Genomic DNA, 21,320 nt, shown 5'->3' on the forward strand with positions numbered 1-21,320 from the left:
ACAAACTGTCCACGACATTGGAGGATTTTGTGACCGAGTACGTTCTGCCCGAACTCAGCTACGACTACGCAGCGCTCGAGCCCCACATCTCTGCACGCATCATGGAGCTGCACCACAGCAAGCACCACGCCGCGTACGTGACGGGCGCCAACAACGCGCTGGCCCAGCTGGCCGAGGCACGCGAAAAGGGCGACTTCGCCAACATCAACCGCCTTTCCAAGGACCTGGCCTTCCACACCGGCGGCCACGTCAACCACTCCGTGTTCTGGAACAACCTCTCCCCGGACGGGGGCGACAAGCCTGAAGGTGAGCTCGCCGCCGCCATCGACGACGCCTTTGGTTCGTTCGATGCCTTCCGCGCGCAGTTCTCCGCAGCTGCCCTCGGCCTGCAGGGTTCGGGCTGGGGCTTCCTGGCCTACGAGCCCATCGGTGGCAACCTCGTCATCGAGCAGCTCTACGACCAGCAGGGCAACGTTGCGCTGGGCACCACCCCGCTGCTGATGCTGGACATGTGGGAGCACGCCTTCTACCTGGACTACGTCAACGTCAAGGCTGACTACGTCAAGGCGTTCTGGAACATCGTCAACTGGGCCGACGTGTCCGCCCGCTTCGCCGCGGCACGCGCCAACGCAACGGGTCTCATCACCCTCTAGGTGTGATCCCGCGTACACAAAGCAGTAACAAACTTCACATTCGGCCACTTTAGGGCCGAATTCTGGACGGTCCGCCCCCGCACTTGCGGGGGCGGACCGACTTAAACGTAAGATGGATCACGGAAGGCGGTTAGCCTTCAGCAATGAGGCTGGTCGCCCTCCGATCTGAAAAATATCTCTGCCCAATGGCGTGCGGGATCTGTTAGTTGGCTTGAACGCCCGCTTAACTAGTTGTGCTTCCAAGGCACAAAGGAGACAAAAAGTGACCACCCGTATTGGTATCAACGGCTTCGGCCGCATCGGCCGCAACTACTTCCGCGCTGCACTTGCTCAGGGTGCGGACCTTGAGATCGTTGCCGTCAACGACCTCACGAGCCCCGAGGCTCTGGCCCACCTGCTCAAGTACGATTCCGTCGGCGGACGCCTGGCCGAGACCATCGAGGTCAAGGAAGGCAACCTTGTCGTCAACGGCAACGCCATCAAGGTCCTGGCCGAGCGCGATCCCGCCAACCTCCCTTGGAAGGACCTCGGCGTCGACATCGTCATCGAGTCCACCGGGTTCTTCACCAAGGCAGCTGCGGCCAAGAAGCACATCGAGGCCGGCGCCAAGAAGGTCCTGATCTCCGCCCCCGCCTCGGACGAGGACATCACCATCGTGATGGGCGTCAACGACGGCCTGTACGACCCCGAGAACCACCACATCATCTCCAACGCATCCTGCACCACCAACTGCCTCGGCCCGCTGGCCAAGGTCGTCAACGACACCTTCGGCATCGAGCGTGGCCTGATGACCACCGTCCACGCCTACACCGCAGACCAGAACCTGCAGGACGGCCCGCACAACGACCTCCGCCGTGCACGCGCCGCCGCCATCAACATGGTTCCCACCTCCACCGGTGCCGCCAAGGCCATCGGCCTGGTCCTGCCGGAGCTCAAGGGCAAGCTGGACGGCTACGCCATCCGCGTTCCGGTCCCCACCGGCTCCGCAACCGACCTCACCGTCACCGTTTCCCGCGAGACCACCGTCGAGGAAGTCAACGCCGCTCTCAAGAAGGCTGCAGAGTCCGACGAGTGGCAGGGCATCCTGACCTACACCGACGCCCCGATCGTCTCCTCGGACATCGTCGGCGACCCCGCCTCGTCCATCTTTGACTCGGGTTTGACCAAGGTCATTGGCAACCAGGTCAAGGTTGTTTCGTGGTATGACAACGAATGGGGCTACTCGAACCGCCTCGTTGACCTCACGGAGCTTGTCGCAGCAAAGCTGGGCTAGGGTTAGCTACATGACATCTCACACCCTCAACGAACTGATCGCTGAAGGTGTCCGCGGGCGGTACATTCTGGTTCGAAGTGACCTGAATGTGCCGCTCGACGGCTCTACAGTCACTGACGACGGCCGCATTCGGGCCTCACTGCCAGTGCTGGGAAAGCTCACGGACGCCGGTGCCCGCGTGCTGGTAACAGCCCACCTTGGCCGCCCCAAGGGCGCCCCTGAAGACAAGTACTCGCTCAAGCCGGCGGTTGCCCGCCTGGCCGAGCTGGCCTCCTTCCCGGTCTCCCTCGCGGAGGACACGGTGGGGTCCTCCGCCAAGGAGCAGGCAGCTGCGCTGCAGGACGGCCAGGTGCTGGTGCTCGAGAACGTGCGGTTCGACGCACGCGAGACCAGCAAGGACGAGGCCGAGCGTGGCGCGTTCGCCGATGAACTGGTGGGACTCACCGGTGACAACGGTGCTTTTGTGAACGACGCCTTTGGCGCCGTCCACCGCAAGCACGCCAGCGTTTACGATGTCGCCACCCGGCTCCCGTCGTACCTCGGCGACCTTGTGGGCACCGAGGTGGAGGTTCTCCGCAAGCTGACCGCAGAGACCCAGCGTCCGTACGTTGTGGTCCTCGGCGGTTCGAAGGTTTCGGACAAGCTCGCGGTCATCGACAACCTGCTCGGTAAGGCTGACACCATCCTGGTGGGCGGCGGCATGCTGTTCACGTTCCTGGCAGCCGAGGGCCACAAAGTGGCCGGCAGCCTGCTGGAAGAGGACCAGATCCCGGTCGTCCAGGACTACCTCAAGCGCGCAGCCGACGCCGGCACTGAGTTCGTGATCCCCACGGACGTCGTGGTGGCAGCCAAGTTCGCCGCGGACGCCGACCACGAAACGGTCAGCGCCGACGCCATCGAAGGCAGCAGCTTCGGGGCGCAGGGCATCGGCCTGGACATCGGACCCGAGTCTGCCCGGGCGTTCGCCGAGCAGATCAAGGGCGCCAAGACCGTGTTCTGGAACGGCCCCATGGGCGTCTTCGAGTTCGAGGCGTTCTCCGCAGGCACCCGGGCCATCGCCCAGGCGCTGACGGAGACGGACGCGTTCACGGTGGTAGGAGGCGGCGACTCCGCGGCTGCAGTCCGCACCCTTGGCTTCGCCGATGACCAGTTCGGACACATTTCCACCGGCGGCGGCGCCAGCCTGGAATACCTTGAAGGCAAGGAACTTCCCGGCCTGAGCGTTCTGGACCGCTAAAGACATACCAGCCGGCAGGGCACCTCTCGCACCGCGAAGGCGCCCTGCCGGCTGTTCACATGATCCGCACATTTGACCGGCACTTTTGGAGAACACGTGACTACGTCAACCAACGGCACCTTTGACCGCACGCCTTTGATCGCAGGCAACTGGAAGATGAACATGGACCACGTCCAGGGCATCACCCTCCTGCAGAAGCTGGCCTGGACACTGTCCGACGCCAAGCACGACTACAGCCGCGTGGAAGCCGTTGTCTTCCCGCCCTTCACCGACCTCCGCGGCGTGCAGACCCTCGTCCAGGGCGACGAACTCAACATCGCCTACGGCGGCCAGGACCTGTCCCAGTTCGACTCCGGTGCGTACACCGGCGACATCTCGGGCCAGTTCCTGAACAAGCTCGGCTGCAAGTACGTCCTCGTTGGCCATAGCGAACGCAGGACCATCCACGCTGAGTCGGACGAAGTCCTGAATGCCAAGGTCAAGGCGGCCTACCGCCACAACCTCATCCCCGTCCTCTGCGTCGGGGAAGGCCTGGAGATCCGCCAGGCCGGCACCCACGTCCAGCACACCCTGGACCAGCTCCGCGCCGACGTCGAGGGCCTCACCGCCGAGCAGGCAGCCGAACTCGTCGTCGCCTATGAGCCCGTCTGGGCCATCGGCACCGGTGAGGTTGCAGGCCCGGAGGACGCCCAGGAAATGTGTGCCGCGATCCGTGCCGAGCTCGAAAAACTGTTCGACGCCGACGTGGCCGGCAAGGTCCGTCTGCTGTACGGCGGTTCGGTCAAGGCCAGCAACGTCGCCGCCATCCTCAAGGAACGCGACGTCGACGGCGTGCTGGTGGGCGGTGCCAGCCTTGATCCCGCTGAGTTTGCTAATATTGTGAAGTTCGAGAGCCACCTCGTAACGGACTAGTCCGTTCATCTGGCAGGCTCCCGTATCCACCAACTTTGGAAAGGCCGTCGTGGACGTTCTTCATGTGATTCTGCAGATCCTGCTGGGCATTACCAGCCTTCTGCTGACCCTGCTCATCCTGCTCCACAAGGGGCGCGGCGGCGGTCTGTCGGACATGTTCGGCGGCGGAATGAGCTCGGGGCTGTCCTCGTCCGGCGTTGCTGAACGCAACCTCAACAGGTTCACCATCATCCTCGGAGTTACCTGGGGCGTGGTCATCATCGCCCTCGGCCTCCTGATGCGCTTCACAGGCGTGGCTGACTCCTAAAGGCAGTCCGCCCAGCACGATAAGCCCGGCCCGATCAGGATCCTTTCCTGATTGGGCCGGGCTTTTTCCTGCCGCCAGGGGGAACTCCGGACTAAACTGTGGCTATCGGATCTAACGGCAGCGCCGCCATTAGTAGCGAGGGAGTTCCCATGGTGCATACCTCTTCAGGATTCCGCGGCACCCGCGTGGGTGTCATTCAAGGGGGCGGATTGAAGAACCAGGGGGATGATCCTCTCGGGGAGCCCCCGCCGCGTATTTGTGTCTCCTATTGGTGCGCCATGGGACACGAGACGCGGCCTGTTTTTCTTAAGTTGCCGGACGACCAGATTCCGGACGTGTGGGATTGCCGCCAGTGCGGCCGGCCGTCGACGCGCAACCCCGGTGCCGGGATACCCGGCGAAGCCCAGGAAGAAGGCTACAAAAGCCATCTGGATTACGTTAAAGAAGACGCTCCAGCCAGGACGCCGAAGACGTCCTGGCTGGAGCGTTGCGTCGGCTAAGAGCCAGCCGGCGCCTTCCTGACTAGCTGCTCGGGCACGCGCGAGGCTGCGTTTTCGTCGATCAGCCACAGCGTCCGGGACCGGCCTGCCGGCCCGGCCGCGGGCACCTGCACGGGATTGGCTCCGGCCAGGGCCAGGCCCACCGCACCGGCCTTGTCCTCGCCTGCGACCACCATCCACACCTCCGCGGAGGTGTTGATGGCCGGAAGGGTCAGTGAAATGCGCTCGGGCGGGGGCTTGGGGGAGTTGCGGACCCCCACCACCGTCAGTTGCTTCTCGCGGATGCCGCCCTGCTCCGGGAACAGGGACGCTACGTGCGCGTCCGGGCCCACCCCCAGCAGCACGACGTCGAACCGGGGAAGCCGTCCGGGCTCCTCCGGGCGGTCGTCCGAAGCATCCGCGGCATGCTCGGCCGCTGCCGCATCGCTGAGGCGTTGTGCGTAGTCCTCTGCGGCCTGTTCCGGCGTTTCAAAGTCATCCGTCGAGCCGGGCACGTGGACGCGCTCCGGATCAGCGTTGATGTGCTTCAGGAGAGCTTCCTGGGCCTGGACCGCGTTGCGGTCCGGGTCCTGGGAGCCGACGAAGCGCTCGTCGCCCCACCAAAAGTTCACTTTGGCCCAGTCCACCGCGGGGGCGGCAGGGGAGTCGGCTACTGCCTTCAGCGTTCCGATGCCCACCGTGCCTCCGGTAAGCACCACCGTTGCCTCACCGAACCGGTCCTGCACGTCCACGAGCTTGGTGATCAGTCGGGCCGCAATGGCGGCCATGAGTACGGAAGAGTCAGGATGGATGCTTACTCTGGGCTCAGCGCTCACTGGGACGGACACTCCTTAGATTGGTACGTGGCAGTCCAATAGTAATCACTTCGCCGAACACCTCGTCGGGGTCGAGGCGGCGGAGTTCTTCTGCGAGGCAGTCGCGGAGGCTGCGTCGTGGGAGGGAGATGCGTTGTGCGGGTTGGCCGGGTTGGGTGAGTTCGGCGATGGAGAGGCCGGGGCGGAAGAGTTGGACGTCGCCGCTGGGGCGGGTGAGCCGGACGCGGCGGATGCCGGTGCCGGCGGGGTCCGCGACGATGGTGACGGGGGCGTCCAGGGACAGGGTGAGCCAGGCCGCGAGCAGGATGGTGCTGGGTGAGTCCGAGGCGCCTTCGACCGCGACGGCGGTCACGGGTGAGGTGTCGGCCTGGTCCAGGACGGCGGCGAGCTGGATGCGCCAGTTCGTCAGCCGGGTCCAGGCGAGGTCGGTGTCGCCGGCCTTGTAGGTGTTGCGGATGTTTTCCAGCGCGACCTGGGGTTCGGCCTCGTTCGCCGAGTCGGTGATCCGGCGGTGCGCGATCCGCCCGATCGAGGTCTCACTGGCGTTCTTGGGTGCCCCGTGCGGCCACCAGGCCACGATCGGGGCGTCGGGCAGCAGCAGCGCGGCGACCAGGGACTCGGATTCCTCGGCGAGTTCCCCGAAGCCGCGCAGCACGATGACTTCCGAGGCGCCGGCGTCCCCGCCGACCCGGATCTGCGCGTCGAGCCGGTTCGGCGCGGACGAGCCGGCGTCGGCGAGCACGATGATCCGGCAGGGGTGTTCCCGGCTGGCCTCGTTCGCGGCCTCGATCGCTTCTTCCTCGAGCCCGGACTTGGTGACCACCACGAGGGTCAGGACCCGGCCGAGCGCGATCACCCCGCCCTGCTCGCGCAGCGACTGGATCTTCTTGGAAACCTTCGAGGTGGTGGTGTTGGGCAGGTCTACGATCATGGCCTTCTCCAGGTGCGTCCGTCGCGGGCTAGCAGCTCATCGGCCGAGGCCGGGCCCCAGGACCCGGGCGCATAGGGCTCGGGCTGTTCACCCAAACCGGCCCAGTACTCTTCGAAGGGGTCCAGGATCTTCCAGGACAGCTCCACTTCCTCGTGCCGCGGGAACAACGGCGGCTCCCCCAGCAGCACGTCCAGGATCAGCCGCTCGTAGGCTTCCGGGCTGGACTCGGTGAACGAGTGCCCGTACCCGAAGTCCATGGTCACATCCCGGACCTCCATCTGGGTGCCGGGGACCTTGGACCCGAACCGGATCGTGGCGCCCTCATCGGGCTGGACCCGGATCACCACCGCGTTCTGCCCGAAATCATCGTCCCCGTGGCCGGCGCCCCCGTGAGTGCCGAAGAGCAGGTTCGGTGCGCGCTTGAACACCACCGCGATCTCCGTGACCCGCCTGCCGAGGCGTTTGCCGGCACGCAGGTAGAACGGCACCCCGGCCCACCTGCGGGTGTTGATGTCCACCCGGATCGCGGCGTACGTTTCGGTTTTGGAGTCGGCCGGGATGCCCTCCTCCTCCAGGTAACCCTGGACCTGCTCCCCGCCCTGCCAGCCGCCGGCGAACTGCCCGCGGGCCGAATGCGTGGACAGGTCCTCCGGCAACCGCACCGCGGCCAGGACCTTCTCCTTCTCCGCCCGCAGGTCGTCCGCGTTGAAGGAAATCGGCTCCTCCATCGCCGTCAACGCCAGCAGCTGCAGCAGGTGGTTCTGGATCACATCGCGGGCCGCGCCCACACCGTCGTAATACCCGGCCCGGCCGCCGGTGCCGATGTCCTCGGCCATGGTGATCTGCACATGGTCCACGTAATTCGCGTTCCACAACGGCTCAAACAGCTGGTTCGCGAAGCGCAGCGCCAGGATGTTCTGCACCGTCTCCTTGCCCAGGTAATGATCAATCCGGAACACCGCATCGGCCGGGAACACCGACTCCACAATGTCGTTCAGCTGCCGGGCCGAGTCCAGGTCATGCCCGAACGGCTTCTCGATCACCACCCGCCGCCACTTCTCACCCCCGGCCTGCGCCAAACCATGCTTGGACAGCTGCCGGCAGACCTGTTCAAAGGCCTTCGGCGGGATCGAAAGATAGAACGCATGGTTCCCGCGGGTCCCGCGGTTCCCGTCGAGCTCCTCGATCGTCTCCCCGAGCCGCTCAAACGCCGCGTCGTCGTCGAACGCGCCCCGCACGAACCGGATGCCCTCCGAGAGCTGGTTCCAGACCGCCTCATCAAACGGCGTCCGGGCATACGCCTTCACCGCGTCCTTCACCTCCGCGGCGAAATCCTCGTTGTCCCAGTCCCGCCGGCCGAAACCCACCAAAGCGAAACTCGGCGGCAACAAACCACGGTTGGCAAGGTCATACACGGCAGGCATGAGCTTCTTACGGGCCAAATCCCCGGTAACTCCAAAGAGCACCAACGAGGACGGCCCGGCAATCCGGTTCAACCGCCGGTCCCGCGGATCCCGCAAAGGATTCCCGGACCGGACCGCTGACCTTCTGCCGTTCAAAGTATCTGGCATGGTTAAATCAGGGCCTTAACTCTCAGTGGCGGATGCTGCCTTGCCGGCAAGCGACGAAACGATCTCCTGCAGCTGGGCAACGCCCGCAGCGCGGTCGGTGAGGTGCAGGCGCAGGACGGGCCGGCCGTGTTCGCTCAGCACCTGGGCGTCGCCGGCAGCCTGGGCCGCGATCAGCTCACCGAACGTGAACGGACGCTCCGGAATGGCGAGGTCCTGGGCGGACGCCGCCGTGACCTGCAGGAAGACACCGATCGCGGGGCCGCCCTTGTGGAACTGGCCGGTGGAGTGCAGGAAGCGCGGTCCCCAGCCGAAGGTGACAGGCCGGCCGCTCACGGCGGCGAGTTCGTCCCGCACGCCCTCGAGCTGTGCGTAGGCCAGACGATCGAAGTAGGCCTGGACGCTCAGGTAGCCGTCGCTGCCCAGCTGTGCCAGCAACGCGGAGACGGCGTCGGTTGCCGAGGCGGCGTCGCCAAGCCATTCGCCGCCGCGGACCTCGATGGAGCCATCGGTGAAGTTGGCCGGCGTCGGTTCCGGCTGGGCGTCCAGCAGACCACGGGCAGCCACCTTGGCGGCTTCGACGTCGGGCTGGTCAAACGGGTTGATGCCCAGGAGGCGCCCGGCCACCGCGGTGGCGAATTCCCACACCATCATCTGCGAGGCGAGGCCGCCGGAAATGGCAACCTCGTTCTCGCCGAGTTCGACGTCGGCATCCGTGCTGACGAGACGGACTACCAGGACGTCTTCTGCGCCGGAAGTGACTTCCGGGGCATCCGGGCCGGCGACAACCGGCAGGACGCCGGTGCCGAGCTTGCCCGTGGATTCAGCGATGAGCTGCTCGGCCCAGTCAGCGAATCCCACGATGCCGGAGCCGTCCTCCACGATGACGACCTTGTCGCGCAGCGGGTTGGTGCCGCCCAGGGCCGCGCCCAGGACCAGCCCGATGTTTTCGGGGGCGTCCTCGTTCAGGATCTCCGCCGCTTCTTCTGCCTCGTCCAGCAGGGCAGCGATGTCCACGCCGGCCAGGCCGGACGGGACAAGCCCGAAGGCCGTCAGCGCCGAGTAGCGGCCGCCCACGTTCGGGTCCGCGTTGAAGACCGCGCGGTAGCCGGCCTCGCGTGAGGCCTTGTCCAGCGGGGACCCGGGATCCGTGACCACGATGATCCGGCTCTTCGCGTCGAGACCCGCCTCGGTGAAGGCGTGTTCGAAGATCCGGCGCTGCGAGTCGGTTTCCAGGGTTGAACCGGACTTCGAGGAAACCACGATCGCGGTTTCGGCGAGGCGGTCCGCGAGGGCAGCACCGACCTGCTCGGGGTCGGTGCTGTCCAGCACAGTCAGCTCGACGCCAGCGGTGCCGGCGATGACCTCAGGAGCAAGCGAGGAGCCGCCCATGCCGCAGAGGGCAATGCGGGTAACACCCTCCGCTTTCAGGGCATCGCGGAGTTCCAGGATGCCGTCCACCAGGGGCCGGGAGACGGTGGCCGCCTCGACCCAGCCGAGGCGGATTGCCGACTCGGCTTCCGCATCGGGACCCCACAGGGTGTGGTCCTTGGCGAAGATCCGGGTGGCAACGCGGTCTTCGACGAGGGCGGGCAGGTGCTGCTCAAGAGCTTTCCGGGCGGAACCGGTGGCGTCGTAGCTGAGTGTGCTCATGTTGGGTTAGGAAGCCTTCCGTGCGGTGGCGAGGGCGCCTTCAACGTCTGCCAGGAGTTCCTTCCAGCTGGCAACAAACTTGTCCAGGCCTTCGGATTCCAGCAGGGCAACGACCTCGTTGTAGGACACACCGAGGGCATCAAGGGCGTTGAGGGTGGCGTTCGCTTCATCGTAGCCGTTGGTGACGGTGTCGCCCGTGACCACGCCGTGGTCGAACGTGGCGTCCAGGGTCTTCTCCGGCATGGTGTTCACGACGTTCGGGGCAACGAGCTCGGTGACGTAGAGGGTGTCGGGGTAAGCCGGGTCCTTCACGCCGGTGGAAGCCCACAGCGGACGCTGCGGCAGCGCGCCGGCCTCGGCCAGCACGGCCCAGCGCTCAGTGGAGAAGAGCTCCTCGTAGACCTGGTAGGCGAGGCGTGCGTTGGCGACGCCGGCCTTGCCCTTGAGGGCCTTGGCTTCCTCGGTGCCGATCGCATCCAGGCGCTTGTCGATTTCCGTGTCCACGCGGGACACGAAGAAGGACGCGACGGAGTGGATCTTGGACAGGTCGTGTCCGTTGTCCTTGGCCTGCTCCAGACCGCTCTGGAAGGCGTTGATCACGGCGCGGTAGCGCTCCAGCGAGAAGATCAGGGTCACGTTGACGCTGATGCCCTCGGCCAGGGTTGCCGTAATGGCCTCCAGGCCCTCCAGCGTGGCCGGGATCTTGATGTGGACGTTGTCGCGGTTGACCTTCTTGTAGAGGTGCTTCGCTTCAGCGATGGTGCCGGCGGTGTCCCACGCGAGGCGGGGGTCCACCTCGATGGAGACGCGGCCGTCAACACCCTTGGTTGCCGCGGCGATCGGGGCGAAGAGGTCGCAGGCGTCGGCGACGTCCGTCGTCGTGATTTCGAAGATGGTCTCTTCGATGGAGGCGCCGGCAGCGGCCTGGGCCGCGATGGTGTCGTCGTAGTCCGTGCCGGAGGTGATGGCGGCGTGGAAGATGCTGGGGTTCGTGGTGACACCCACAACGTTCTTCTCGTCGATCAGCTTCTGCAGCGTGCCGGTCTTCAGACGGCCGCGGGAGAGGTCGTCGAGCCAGATGGAAACTCCGGCGTCGGAAAGCTGCTGGGTGGGAGTGCTAGTCATTTCTAATCTCCTTGAACTGTGGGGGTGCTGTCAGGACTGGAGTCCGGCGAGGGAATCCTTGGCGGCGGCGGCAACAGCTTCTGCCGTGATGCCGAATTCCTGGAACAGGCGCTTGTAGTCGGCGGATGCGCCGTAGTGCTCGAGGCTGATGGAGCGGCCGGCGTCGCCGACGAACTCGCGCCAGCCCTGGGACAGGCCGGCTTCAACCGAAACGCGGGCCTTGACCGCTGCGGGCAGGACTGCCTCGCGGTAGGCGGCGTCCTGCTTGTTGAACCACTCGACGCACGGCATGGACACCACGCGTGCGGCGATGCCTTCGGCCTGCAGTGCTTCGCGGGCCTGGACGGCGAGCTGGACTTCCGAGCCGGTGCCGATCAGGATGACCTGGGCCTCCACGGTCTTGCCGTCCTTGGACGCCTCGGCCAGGACGTAACCGCCCTTGGCGACGCCAGCGGTCGAACCGAAGGTGTCACCCTCGGCTGCACCCTCGCCACGCTCGTAGGTGGGGATGTTCTGGCGGGTCAGGACGATGCCGGCCGGGTTCTCGTGGTTCTCCAGCATGGTCTTCCACGCTGCCGCGACCTCGTTGGCATCGCCCGGACGGACGACGTCGAGGCCCGGGATGGCGCGCAGCGAAGCGAGCTGCTCAACCGGCTGGTGCGTCGGGCCGTCCTCGCCGAGGCCGATGGAGTCGTGCGTCCACACGTATAGGGACGGCACGCCCATGAGGGCGCCGAGGCGGATGGCCGGACGCTGGTAGTCGCTGAAGATCAGGAACGTGCCGGAGAACGCGCGGGTCTTGCCGTGCAGGCTGATGCCGTTCACGATCGACGCTGCCGCGTGCTCACGGATACCGAAGTGCAGGACCCGGCCATAGGGGTTGCCGGACCAGGCGTTGGTCTGCTTGCCCGCGGGAACGAACGACGGCGAGCCCTCGATCGTGGTGTTGTTGGACTCCGCGAGGTCGGCCGAGCCGCCCCAGAGTTCCGGCATGACCGGGCCGATCGCGTTCAGGACCTTGCCGGACGCGGCGCGGGTGGAAACGTCCTTGCCGGCCGGGAAGACCGGGAGAACGCCGTCGAGCTCGGCGGGCAGCTGGCGGGCTTCGACGCGCTCCAGCAGGGCAGCGCCCTCCGGGTTGGCGGACTGCCAGGCAGAGAAGGACTCTTCCCATTCCTTGCGTGCGTGGGCACCGCGGTCGACGACGGCGCGGGCGTGGGCCAGCACGTCCTCGTCCACCTCGAAGGACTTCTCGGGGTCGAAGCCGAGGACGTTCTTCAGTGCAGCCACTTCTTCCGAACCCAGGGCGGAGCCGTGGATCTTGCCGGTGTTCTGCTTCTTCGGGGCCGGGTAGCCGATGATGGTGCGCAGCGAGATGATGGACGGCTTGGAGGTTTCCGCCTTGGCCGCCAGAAGCGCCGAGTACAGCTCCTGGACGTCTTCCTTGTAGTCGCCGGTCTTGGTCCAGTCAACGCGCTGGGTGTGCCAGCCGTATGCCTCGTAGCGCTTCAGGACGTCCTCGGTGAAGGCGATGTCGGTGTCGTCCTCGATGGAGATGTGGTTCTCGTCGTAGATGACCACGAGGTTGCCGAGCTCCTGGTGGCCGGCGAGGGAGGAAGCCTCAGAGGTCACACCCTCCTGGAGGTCGCCGTCGGAAGCGATAACCCAGATGGTGTGGTCGAACGGGCTGGTGCCGGGGGCGGCGTCCGCATCGAACAGGCCGCGCTGGCGGCGCTGGGAGTACGCAAAGCCCACGGAGGAGGCCAGACCCTGGCCCAGCGGGCCGGTAGTGATCTCCACGCCGGCAGTGTGCTTGTACTCCGGGTGGCCCGGGGTCAGCGAGCCCCAGGTGCGCAGCGCTTCGAGGTCCTTCAGTTCCAGGCCGTAGCCGGACAGGAACAGCTGGATGTACAGCGTCAGGGATGTGTGGCCGGGGGAGAGGACAAAGCGGTCGCGGCCGATCCAGTCCGGGTTCTTCGGGTCGTGCCGCATCAGCTTCTGGAACAGGAGGTAAGCGGCCGGCGCCAGGCTCATCGCGGTACCGGGGTGGCCGTTGCCCACCTTCTCGACGGCGTCGGCGGCCAGGACACGCACGGTGTCAACGGCGCGCTGGTCGAGGTCGGTCCAGGTCAGTTCTTGCTCTTTCACATGTGCCACGGAATCCGGGCCCCTCTCTGTGTTAAACGACAAGCGGTAATGACACACAGCGGCAGGGCATAATTGGTGCCCGCTGCATTTGTGCCTACCAGCCGTTCACCATTGAAACGTTGATCTTCATTCAGTCGCCGGACGGCTGGAATGCGGTTTCTTGCCCGTGTTCCAGTGTGCGCTGATCTGCAGACAGCTTAGCTCCATTCCACACTTCGGGCGGCCAAAATCTCATCAGTTGGACGCAATTTCTCTTTTGTGAATCATCCGTGCGGTGAGGCTGCGTTAATGTGATTGAAGCAAGCACGAACGAATCATTTTCAGTGATTTCCCGTCACACACCGATGCCAGCGATCCATGCGGGACCGCGGTATGATATCGGGAGGCCACCGGCGGGCAGGGCGGGCACTAGTGCGCAACATGACAGCCCCGTCAGCCGCCGATGAGGGATCGGTCCGGACCGCGCGTCCGGGCGCACCGATCAGATAAACAGCCAGACAGAAACAGAGTGACTGCCACGTGAGCACAACAGATACGCCGCTGACCTCTTCCCGGGTCCACGGAAGAGCCGGACTAGCCCGCAAGGCGAAGGCGTACCTTGCGCTCACCAAACCCAGGGTCATTGAACTCCTGCTGGTCAGCACCCTGCCCACCATGATTTACGCCCAGCGCGGGTTCCCGTCCCTCGGCCTCATCCTGGCCACCCTCGTGGGCGGCGCGTTCGCTGCCGGCAGCGCGGGTGCCTTCAACTGCTACATCGACCGCGACATCGACAAGCTGATGCACCGCACCGAGAAGCGCCCCCTGGTCACCGGCGAGGTCACGCCGCGCGAGGCCCTGATCTTTGCCTGGCTGCTGGGTGCCGCGGCCATCGCCATTCTCTGGTTCGGCGCGAACCCGCTCTCCGCCTGGCTCGGACTCGGTGCCATCGTCTTCTACGTCGTCATCTACACGATGATCCTCAAGCGCCGCACGGCCCAGAACATCGTCTGGGGCGGCGCCGCGGGCTGCTTCCCCGTGCTGATCGCCTGGTCCGCCGTGACCAACACGGTCGAGTGGCCGGCCATCGTCCTGTTCATGGTGATCTTCCTCTGGACCCCGCCGCACTACTGGCCGCTTTCCATGCGCTACGGCGAGGACTACCGCAACGCCAACGTGCCGATGCTCGGTGCCATCGCCGGCGCGAAGGTCGTGTCCGTCCAGGTGGTCCTGTACGCCTGGGCCATGGTCGTGTGCTCGCTGCTGATGATTCCGGCCGGCAGCGCTGGCTGGGTTTACACCGCCGTTGCTGTCCTGGCCGGCGCCTGGTTCCTGTACGAGTCCCACGCCCTCTACAACCGGGCGCAGGGCGGGGACCTCTCTGACAAGGGAGCCATGAAGGTCTTCCACGGCTCCATCAGCTACCTGACGCTGCTCTTCATCGCGCTGGCCGTCGACCCGTTCGTCGGCTCGCCGATCATGGGCTAACCCGAGTAACCCACCAGCACTCCGGGACGCGTCCTCAGGTCCTGCGGGTTTTCCGGGAACGCGTCCTCACCTCCTGCAGGTTTTCCCCCAACGATTCCTCACCTCCTGCAGGTTTCCCCCAACGATTCCTCACCTCCTGCAGGTTTTCCCCCAACGATTCCTCACCTCCTGCGGAATGACGAAACGCCCCTTCACTTCACATGTGAAGGGGCGTTTTCGTTGGCCGCCGGTGGCCCGACGTGAGGACGCGTCGGGGATGAAGCGACGGGACGTGAGGAAGCGCCTCCCGAGAGGCGACGGGACGTGAGGAAGCGTCTCCCGAGAGGCGACTGGACCTGAGGAAGCGTCCGGGGAAGAGCTACCTGATTGGGCTGGAGCGGGCGATGTCGGCGGCGTTAGTGGCTGCGCTCATCAGCAGGGCCGCACCCAGCATGTGCGCTCCCACGAGAAGCGCGGGAATGCCGTTGTAGTACTGGGTGAAGCCGATGACGGCCTGCAGGACGGTGACGCCGAGGAGCATCAGCACGGCCATCCGGAACGTTCCCGCGATACCGCGGCGGAACACGAAGTACACGGCGAGCAGTGTGCCGGCGGTGACCAGGTAGGCGGGCACGGCATGGATGTGCGAGAAGAGGTCCCAGTCCAGGTTGTTGCGGGGCGCATTGGCGTCACCCGCGTGCGGTCCGGCGCCGGTCACCACCACGCCCAGCATGACGGCGATCGCGGAGAAAAGCGCGACGGCGGTCATCACCGGCCGCAGGACCCCCGGCAGGGCTGCGAGCGGATGGGTCCGGGACCCGCCCGTCCTGCCATACGCCCGGTTGACCAGCAGGGTGGCAAAAACCACGAGGGCCATGGACACCAGGAAATGCAGCCCGACCACCCACGGGTTGAGCTGGGTCAGCACGGTGATGCCGCCGATGATGGCCTGCGCCGGGATGCTCGCCAGCAGGCCCAGGGCCAGCAGGAACAGGTCCTTGCGCTCCTTGCGCAGGTTCCACAAGTAGACGAGCATGAGCGCCGCGACGGCGGCCAGGGCAAACGTCAGGAGCCGGTTCCCGAACTCGATGAAGCCGTGGATGCCCATCTCGGGGGTATTCACCAGGGAGTTGTTCGTGCACCTGGGCCAGGTGGGGCAGCCCAGGCCCGAGGCGGTCAGCCGGACGGCGCCGCCGGTGACCACCAGGACCGTCTGTCCGATCAGGGACAGCACGGCGAGGCGGCGGACGGTCGAATCGACGGTGACCGGAAGCTTGGATGCCAGGCGGCCGACGAACTGGGGGAGGCGCGAAGCCGTGCTCACTTTATTCTCAATTCCATTTGAACCAGCGGATGGCTGCTGCGCCGGCGAGAACCGTCCACATCAGCAGGACAAGGACGGCGTTGCCGTTGACGGCCCCGTGCAGGAAAGCGTCCCGCAGCCCTTCGCCGAGGGATCCGGACGGCAGCAGGTGAACGGTGTTCTGGGCAAGTTCCGGCAGCCGCTGCATGGGGATGACGATGCCGCCCAGGGCGCCCAGCAGGATCCACAGCAGGTTGGTGATGGCCAGCGTGGCCTCGGGCCGGACAGTGCCCGCCACCAGCAGCCCCAGTGCGGTGAACGCGGCCGCGCCCAGCACCAGCAGGAAAAGGCCGGGCAGCACACCCAACGGATCGGGGCGCCATCCGAGCGGAAAGGCGACGGTGGCGACGATGACCACCTGGATCACCAGGACGGCCAGGACCGCAAGGATCTTCCCGGCGATCAGGCCGGCCCGTCCCAGCGGCGTGGTGGACAGGAACCGCAGCACGCCGTACCTGCGGTCGAAGCCCGTGGCAATGCCCTGCCCTGTAAACGCCGTGGACATGGCACACAGCGCGAGGATGCCAGGGACCGCGACATTGACCCGGCTGTCCCCCATGCCGTCGAGCAGTGGGGTGACCGTTAGGCCGATCAGGGCAAGAAGGGGCAGGACCACCGCGAGGATCAACTGCTCGCCGTTCCGGAGCATGGTCGCGGCCTCGTATTTGCCCTGCAGCAGGATCCGGCGGAGCAAGGGAGCGGGAGCGCTGCCCGTGGCTGTCGTCATCGGATTTCCCTTCCGGAAATGTCAAGGAATACGTCTTCGAGACTCCGGGCCTCCATGCTCAGCGAGCCCGGCATGATGCTGTGGTGGGCCCACCATGCGGTCAGCGCTGCGAGGTCCTCCGGGGTCAGCGCGCCGGTGGCCGTGTAACTGCCGGAACGCGTCTCGCGGATCTCGATCTCGGCCGCCAGAACGCCGGTGAAGTCCAGCCCCGGCAGTGCCTCGAAGTGCAGTGTCCGGACGTGGTCCCGGTGGGGCGTCTCCGGCATGTTGTGCTGCAGCAGCTGGGCAACGGTGCCCTCCGCAACATTCCTGCCGGCGTCGATGATGTACACGTAATCGGCCAGCCGCTGCGCGTCATCCATGAGGTGGGTGGTGAGGATGATCCCCATCCCGCCGTCCCGGAGTTCCGCGATCAGTTCGAAGACGAGCTGGCGGGACTGCGGGTCCAGCCCGGCGCTGGGTTCGTCCAGGAACAGGACCTCCGGGTTGCCGATCAGGGCGGCGGCGAGAGCGAGCCGCTGTTTCTGTCCGCCGGACAGCCGGCGGACATTGGTCCTGGCGAAGGTGTCGATGCCCAGCCGCTGCACCAGTTCATCCAGCGGCCTGGGATTGCGGTACATGCCGGCAATGTGCCGGAGCAGGGGAATGGGGCGGGCCGACGGCGGGAGGCCGCCGTCCTGGAGCATGACGCCGACGCGGGCGCGCAGTTCCGCTCCCGCGGTGCCGGGATCGGCGCCGAGCAGCGTAATGGTTCCGCCCGTGCGTTTCTGAAGTCCCTGGGCGCATTCGATGGTGGTAGTCTTGCCGGCACCGTTGGCTCCGAGCAGCGCCGTGACCTCGCCGCGGCCGGCAACGAGTGAGACGTCGCTCACCACCCTGAGCATCTTGCCATCGAGGGTGGGGAGCGGACCGACGTCCTTGATGAGCCCGTCGATGGTCAAGACGGGGGATTTGGGGGATCGCACCCCAGCATTCTACGTGAAGTAGTACTGTGACTGGTGAGCCGGTGTACTGCCGCTGAACCGCCGTGGCTCCGGGCGCAGGTCAGCCTTGCCTTACTGGAACGCCGCAATAAATTACGACATGATTGTGTTGTGTATTCCATGACCAACACCACTGCCGCGCCATTGGCCGGGCAGGGCGCGCCTGCAGGTGTGCTCCGCGGTGGAAAGCCTGCTGCCCTGGCGTCCGTGCCGGCAGCGGCCGACGCCGACGAGCGCACGCGTGACCGTGTCCTCAGCGCCGTCCTGGAACACGGGCCGGTCAGCGCAGCCGAACTGGGTGACCTGCTCGGTTTCACGCCGGCCGCCGTCCGCCGCCACCTGGACCACCTGTCCCGGGCCGGCGTGATCGAGGTCAAGCGCGTGGCCCGCGCAGGCGCCGGCGCCGGCCGCCCCGCCCGCCGCTACGTCCTCAGCTCCCAGGGCCAGTCCTCACTGGGCGACGATTACCTGAACATTGCCACCTTGGCACTCAAGCAGCTCGGCATGATGGCAGGGGACGAAGCCGTCCGCCAGTTCGCCGTCGAGCGTTTCGCGGAGATGGAACGCCGCTACGCCCCCGAGGTGGAAGCCGCCGGAACGGACATCAGCGCCCGTGCGCAGGCCCTGTCAGCCGCCCTGTCCCGGGACGGCTTCGTCGCTTCCACTGCATCCATTGAAGCCAAGGCTCCGCTGCCGGCGGCGCTGTCCAGCGTGCAGCTGTGCCAGGGCCACTGCCCGATCCAGCAGCTGGCCACCCAGTTCCCCGTCTTCTGCGATGCGGAAACGGAAATGTTTTCGCGCCTCGTCGGCGTCGATGTCCGCAGGCTTTCCACCCTCGCCCGCGGGGGACACGTCTGCACCACCCATATACCTACAGGCCGTCCGGCCGTGACGGTGGCCCCGGCCGCCGGTCACGCACCGGAGAGCCTGGACGAAGTATCCAACCATCTGCAAGAAAGGCCGTGATGACGGACCAACTATCAGAGAAGAAGGTTGCCGAGCCTGGAGTTATTGCCGAGATTCTGGAAAAGAATCCCGAGCTTCACGGCATTGGCACCTACGAGTACGGCTGGGCCGACAAGAACGACGTCGGTGCTAACGCCCGCCGCGGCCTCAACGAGGACGTGGTCCGCGACATCTCGGCCAAGAAGAGCGAGCCGGAATGGATGCTGGACCTGCGCCTCAAGGGTCTGAAGTACTTCGACCGGAAGCCCATGCCCACCTGGGGCGCGGACCTCTCCGGCATCGACTTCGACAACATCAAGTACTTCGTGCGTTCCACCGAGAAGCAGGCCGCTTCCTGGGAGGACCTGCCCGAGGACATCCGCAACACGTACGAGAAGCTCGGCATTCCGGAAGCTGAGCGCAGCCGCCTGGTCTCAGGCGTTGCCGCCCAGTACGAGTCCGAGGTCGTGTACCACCAGATCCGCGAGGACCTCGAAGCCCAGGGCGTCATCTTCCTGGACACGGACACCGCGCTGCGCGAGCACCCGGAGATCTTCCAGGAGTACTTCGGCACCATCATCCCGGTGGGCGACAACAAGTTCGCCTCGCTGAACACGGCTGTTTGGTCCGGCGGCTCCTTCGTGTACGTGCCCAAGGGCGTGCACGTTGACATCCCGCTGCAGGCCTACTTCCGCATCAACACGGAAAACATGGGCCAGTTCGAGCGCACGCTGATCATTGCCGACGAGGACTCCTACGTCCACTACATCGAAGGCTGCACCGCGCCGATCTACACCTCGGACTCGCTGCACTCGGCCGTCGTCGAGATCGTGGTCAAGAAGGGCGCCCGCGTCCGCTACACCACCATCCAGAACTGGTCCAACAACGTGTACAACCTCGTGACCAAGCGCGCCATCTGCGAAGAGGGCGGCACCATGGAGTGGATCGATGGCAACATCGGCTCCAAGGTCACCATGAAGTACCCGGCCGTCTACCTCACGGGCGAGCACGCCAAGGGCGAGACCCTGTCCATCGCGTTCGCAGGCGAGGGCCAGCACCAGGACACCGGCTCCAAGATGGTGCACATCGCACCGAACACCAAGAGCTCCATCATCTCCAAGTCCGTTGCCCGCGGCGGCGGACGCGCGGCCTACCGTGGCCTGGTCCAGATCCGCGAGGGTGCCAAGCACTCCGCAAACACGGTGCGCTGCGACGCGCTGCTGGTGGACACTATCAGCCGCTCGGACACCTACCCGTACATCGACATCCGCGAGGATGACGTGCAGCTGGGGCACGAGGCAACCGTCTCGCGCGTTTCCGAGGAGCAGCTCTTCTACCTCATGTCCCGCGGCATGCGCGAAGACGAAGCCATGGCCATGATCGTGCGCGGCTTCATCGAGCCGATCGCCCGCGAGCTGCCGATGGAATACGCCCTCGAGCTGAACCGCCTCATTGAACTCCAGATGGAAGGATCCGTCGGTTAAATGACTGCCGAAATTACTACTGAAAAGGCCCGCATCGGAGCGCCTTCCATCGCAGGCTTCACCGAGGAAGGCGAGGGGCTGGTCTCCGCCAAGGTGGACCACAGCCACAACCACGGCGTCACCGTCATGTCCTCGCGCGCCGAGCGGCTTACGAGCTTCGACGTCGCCGACTTCGCGCTGCCCACCGGCCGCGAAGAGGAATGGCGCTTCACCCCGGTCCGCGGACTGGCCAACCTGTTCTCTGACGCAGCGACGGACGAGGCCGCGGCCTCTTACACCGTGGAAGCCCCCGAAGGCTACGTCCGCGGCAGCCTGGCACAGGGCGCCGCCCCGCGCGGCACCGTCCTGACCCCGGCCGACCGGGCCGCCGTCGTCGCCTCCGCCAACACCGACGAGGCCCTGCACGTGCTCATCCCGGCCAACGCCGAACCGGCTGAGCCGGTGCGCATCCTGGTCGACGGCGCGGGCGCAGGCCGCCGCTCCAACGCACACTTCGTGCTGGAAGCCGGCGCCAACTCCCACAGCGTCGTCATCGTGGAACACACGGGCGCCGCGGACCACAACGGAAACCTGGAAGTGATCGTCGGCGACGGCGCGCACCTCACCGTGATTTCCGTGCAGCTCTGGGAAGACGACGCACGGCACCTGGGCCAGCACGACGCCCAGGTTGGCAAGGACGCCGTCTACAAGCACATCGCCGTCTCCCTCGGCGGTTCCGTGGTGCGCCTGAACTCCAACGTCCGCTTCTCCGGTGAGGGCGCCGAGGCCGAGCTGCTGGGCCTCTACTTCGCCGACGCCGGCCAGCACCTGGAGCACCGGTCCTTCGTTGACCACAACGTGGCCAACTGCAAGTCCAACGTGCTCTACAAGGGCGCCCTGCAGGGCAAGAACGCGCACACCGTCTGGGTGGGCGACGTGCTGATCCAGAAGCAGGCCCTGGGCACCGACTCGTACGAGAAGAACCAGAACCTGGTGCTCACCGACGGCTGCCGCGCGGACTCCGTGCCCAACCTCGAAATCGAGACGGGCCTCATCGAGGGTGCCGGCCACGCCAGCTCCACCGGACGTTTCGACGACGAGCACCTGTTCTACCTGATGGCACGCGGCATTCCCGAAGACGTGGCCCGGCGGCTCGTCGTGCGGGGCTTCCTCAACGAGATCATCCAGCAGATCAAGGTTCCGGCCCTCGAAGAGCGCCTGACCGAGGAAGTCGAGCGCGAGCTCGCCGCCAACGAGAACTAAACGCCCGG

General features: G+C 66.0%; 19 protein-coding genes. 10 read left to right on the plus strand and 9 right to left on the minus strand.

Translation table 11 applies throughout. The annotated features are described in order from the left end of the window. The first annotated feature begins 29 nt into the window (after positions 1 to 29). The 6 genes from ACHMXB_RS06170 (at position 30) to ACHMXB_RS06195 (ending at position 4,882) form a co-directional block, all read left to right on the plus strand. Positions 30 to 653: a superoxide dismutase gene (locus tag ACHMXB_RS06170; protein ID WP_076803204.1), complete on the plus strand. Its 624-nt coding sequence runs from the start codon at positions 30 to 32 to the stop codon at positions 651 to 653. A 262-nt stretch (positions 654 to 915) separates the two neighbouring features. Next, positions 916 to 1,926: a type I glyceraldehyde-3-phosphate dehydrogenase gene (gap, locus tag ACHMXB_RS06175; protein ID WP_102974296.1), complete on the plus strand. Its 1,011-nt coding sequence runs from the start codon at positions 916 to 918 to the stop codon at positions 1,924 to 1,926. 10 nt (positions 1,927 to 1,936) lie between these two features. Beyond that, positions 1,937 to 3,163, plus strand: a complete 1,227-nt coding sequence (locus ACHMXB_RS06180; protein ID WP_395403685.1) for a phosphoglycerate kinase — start codon at positions 1,937 to 1,939, stop codon at positions 3,161 to 3,163. A gap of 96 nt (positions 3,164 to 3,259) precedes the next feature. Further along, positions 3,260 to 4,075 (plus strand): triose-phosphate isomerase, encoded by an 816-nt coding sequence (gene tpiA, locus ACHMXB_RS06185; protein WP_395403687.1) that lies wholly within the window; start codon positions 3,260 to 3,262, stop codon positions 4,073 to 4,075. A gap of 49 nt (positions 4,076 to 4,124) precedes the next feature. Then, complete coding sequence (gene secG / locus ACHMXB_RS06190; protein ID WP_003805565.1) at positions 4,125 to 4,382, plus strand: preprotein translocase subunit SecG; 258 nt, start codon at positions 4,125 to 4,127, stop codon at positions 4,380 to 4,382. Positions 4,383 to 4,531: 149 nt separating this feature from the next. Continuing rightward, a complete protein-coding gene (locus ACHMXB_RS06195) occupies positions 4,532 to 4,882 on the plus strand; it encodes an RNA polymerase-binding protein RbpA (protein ID WP_395403690.1) in 351 nt (116 codons plus the stop codon). On the opposite strand, the gene pgl is transcribed toward ACHMXB_RS06195, so the two are convergent. The 6 genes from pgl to tkt are packed head-to-tail and all read right to left on the minus strand — an operon-like array spanning position 4,879 to position 13,122. Next, the gene (gene pgl, locus ACHMXB_RS06200) at positions 4,879 to 5,697 is read right to left on the minus strand and encodes a 6-phosphogluconolactonase (RefSeq protein ID WP_395403692.1); all 819 of its coding nucleotides are present in this window, start codon (positions 5,695 to 5,697) and stop codon (positions 4,879 to 4,881) included. The genes ACHMXB_RS06195 and pgl overlap by 4 nt on opposite strands. Further along, entirely contained in the window at positions 5,687 to 6,628 is a 942-nt protein-coding gene (locus ACHMXB_RS06205; RefSeq protein ID WP_395403694.1) for a glucose-6-phosphate dehydrogenase assembly protein OpcA, read from the minus strand. Before ACHMXB_RS06205 ends, pgl begins: the two co-directional genes overlap by 11 nt. Next, positions 6,625 to 8,199, minus strand: coding sequence for a glucose-6-phosphate dehydrogenase (gene zwf / locus ACHMXB_RS06210; RefSeq protein ID WP_395403696.1), 1,575 nt, complete (start codon positions 8,197 to 8,199; stop codon positions 6,625 to 6,627). Before zwf ends, ACHMXB_RS06205 begins: the two co-directional genes overlap by 4 nt. Before the next feature lie 15 nt (positions 8,200 to 8,214). Next, positions 8,215 to 9,849, minus strand: a complete 1,635-nt coding sequence (locus ACHMXB_RS06215) for a glucose-6-phosphate isomerase (protein WP_395403698.1) — start codon at positions 9,847 to 9,849, stop codon at positions 8,215 to 8,217. A 6-nt stretch (positions 9,850 to 9,855) separates the two neighbouring features. After that, positions 9,856 to 10,974, minus strand: coding sequence for a transaldolase (tal, locus tag ACHMXB_RS06220; protein WP_395403700.1), 1,119 nt, complete (start codon positions 10,972 to 10,974; stop codon positions 9,856 to 9,858). A gap of 30 nt (positions 10,975 to 11,004) precedes the next feature. After that, the gene (gene tkt, locus ACHMXB_RS06225; RefSeq protein ID WP_395403702.1) at positions 11,005 to 13,122 is read right to left on the minus strand and encodes a transketolase; all 2,118 of its coding nucleotides are present in this window, start codon (positions 13,120 to 13,122) and stop codon (positions 11,005 to 11,007) included. A 519-nt stretch (positions 13,123 to 13,641) separates the two neighbouring features. Here tkt and ACHMXB_RS06230 point away from each other — a divergent pair. Then, on the plus strand, positions 13,642 to 14,589 hold the full coding sequence (locus tag ACHMXB_RS06230; protein WP_395403704.1) for a heme o synthase: 948 nt from the start codon (positions 13,642 to 13,644) through the stop codon (positions 14,587 to 14,589). 358 nt (positions 14,590 to 14,947) lie between these two features. On the opposite strand, the gene ACHMXB_RS06235 is transcribed toward ACHMXB_RS06230, so the two are convergent. The 3 genes from ACHMXB_RS06235 to ACHMXB_RS06245 are packed head-to-tail and all read right to left on the minus strand — an operon-like array spanning position 14,948 to position 17,623. Further along, positions 14,948 to 15,892 (minus strand): heme A synthase, encoded by a 945-nt coding sequence (locus tag ACHMXB_RS06235; protein WP_395403706.1) that lies wholly within the window; start codon positions 15,890 to 15,892, stop codon positions 14,948 to 14,950. A gap of 7 nt (positions 15,893 to 15,899) precedes the next feature. Continuing rightward, entirely contained in the window at positions 15,900 to 16,658 is a 759-nt protein-coding gene (locus ACHMXB_RS06240) for an ABC transporter permease (RefSeq protein ID WP_395403708.1), read from the minus strand. Beyond that, entirely contained in the window at positions 16,655 to 17,623 is a 969-nt protein-coding gene (locus ACHMXB_RS06245) for an ABC transporter ATP-binding protein (protein WP_395403710.1), read from the minus strand. Before ACHMXB_RS06245 ends, ACHMXB_RS06240 begins: the two co-directional genes overlap by 4 nt. Positions 17,624 to 17,752: 129 nt before the next feature. Here ACHMXB_RS06245 and ACHMXB_RS06250 point away from each other — a divergent pair, with 129 nt between their 5' ends. The 3 genes from ACHMXB_RS06250 to sufD are packed head-to-tail and all read left to right on the plus strand — an operon-like array spanning position 17,753 to position 21,312. After that, a complete protein-coding gene (locus ACHMXB_RS06250; protein WP_395403712.1) occupies positions 17,753 to 18,607 on the plus strand; it encodes a helix-turn-helix transcriptional regulator in 855 nt (284 codons plus the stop codon). After that, the gene (gene sufB / locus ACHMXB_RS06255) at positions 18,607 to 20,070 is read left to right on the plus strand and encodes a Fe-S cluster assembly protein SufB (protein ID WP_236803307.1); all 1,464 of its coding nucleotides are present in this window, start codon (positions 18,607 to 18,609) and stop codon (positions 20,068 to 20,070) included. Before ACHMXB_RS06250 ends, sufB begins: the two co-directional genes overlap by 1 nt. Beyond that, positions 20,071 to 21,312, plus strand: a complete 1,242-nt coding sequence (gene sufD, locus ACHMXB_RS06260; RefSeq protein ID WP_395403714.1) for a Fe-S cluster assembly protein SufD — start codon at positions 20,071 to 20,073, stop codon at positions 21,310 to 21,312. Positions 21,313 to 21,320 lie beyond the last annotated feature (8 nt).

It is taken from the genome of Arthrobacter sp. UC242_113, from assembly GCF_044054585.1.
Classification (GTDB): Bacteria; Actinomycetota; Actinomycetes; order Actinomycetales; family Micrococcaceae; genus Arthrobacter.

Excerpts from the sequence above, each read along its gene's own strand:
- ACHMXB_RS06215 (WP_395403698.1), bottom strand. The coding sequence starts at position 9,849 with ATGAGCACACTCAGCTACGACGCCACCGGTTCCGCCCGGAAAGCTCTT.
- ACHMXB_RS06195 (WP_395403690.1), top strand. The coding sequence starts at position 4,532 with ATGGTGCATACCTCTTCAGGATTCCGCGGCACCCGCGTGGGTGTCATT.
- sufB (WP_236803307.1), top strand. The coding sequence starts at position 18,607 with ATGACGGACCAACTATCAGAGAAGAAGGTTGCCGAGCCTGGAGTTATT.
- zwf (WP_395403696.1), bottom strand. The coding sequence starts at position 8,199 with ATGCCAGATACTTTGAACGGCAGAAGGTCAGCGGTCCGGTCCGGGAAT.
- tal (WP_395403700.1), bottom strand. The coding sequence starts at position 10,974 with ATGACTAGCACTCCCACCCAGCAGCTTTCCGACGCCGGAGTTTCCATC.
- ACHMXB_RS06180 (WP_395403685.1), top strand. The coding sequence starts at position 1,937 with ATGACATCTCACACCCTCAACGAACTGATCGCTGAAGGTGTCCGCGGG.
- ACHMXB_RS06240 (WP_395403708.1), bottom strand. The coding sequence starts at position 16,658 with ATGACGACAGCCACGGGCAGCGCTCCCGCTCCCTTGCTCCGCCGGATC.
- ACHMXB_RS06205 (WP_395403694.1), bottom strand. The coding sequence starts at position 6,628 with ATGATCGTAGACCTGCCCAACACCACCACCTCGAAGGTTTCCAAGAAG.
- sufD (WP_395403714.1), top strand. The coding sequence starts at position 20,071 with ATGACTGCCGAAATTACTACTGAAAAGGCCCGCATCGGAGCGCCTTCC.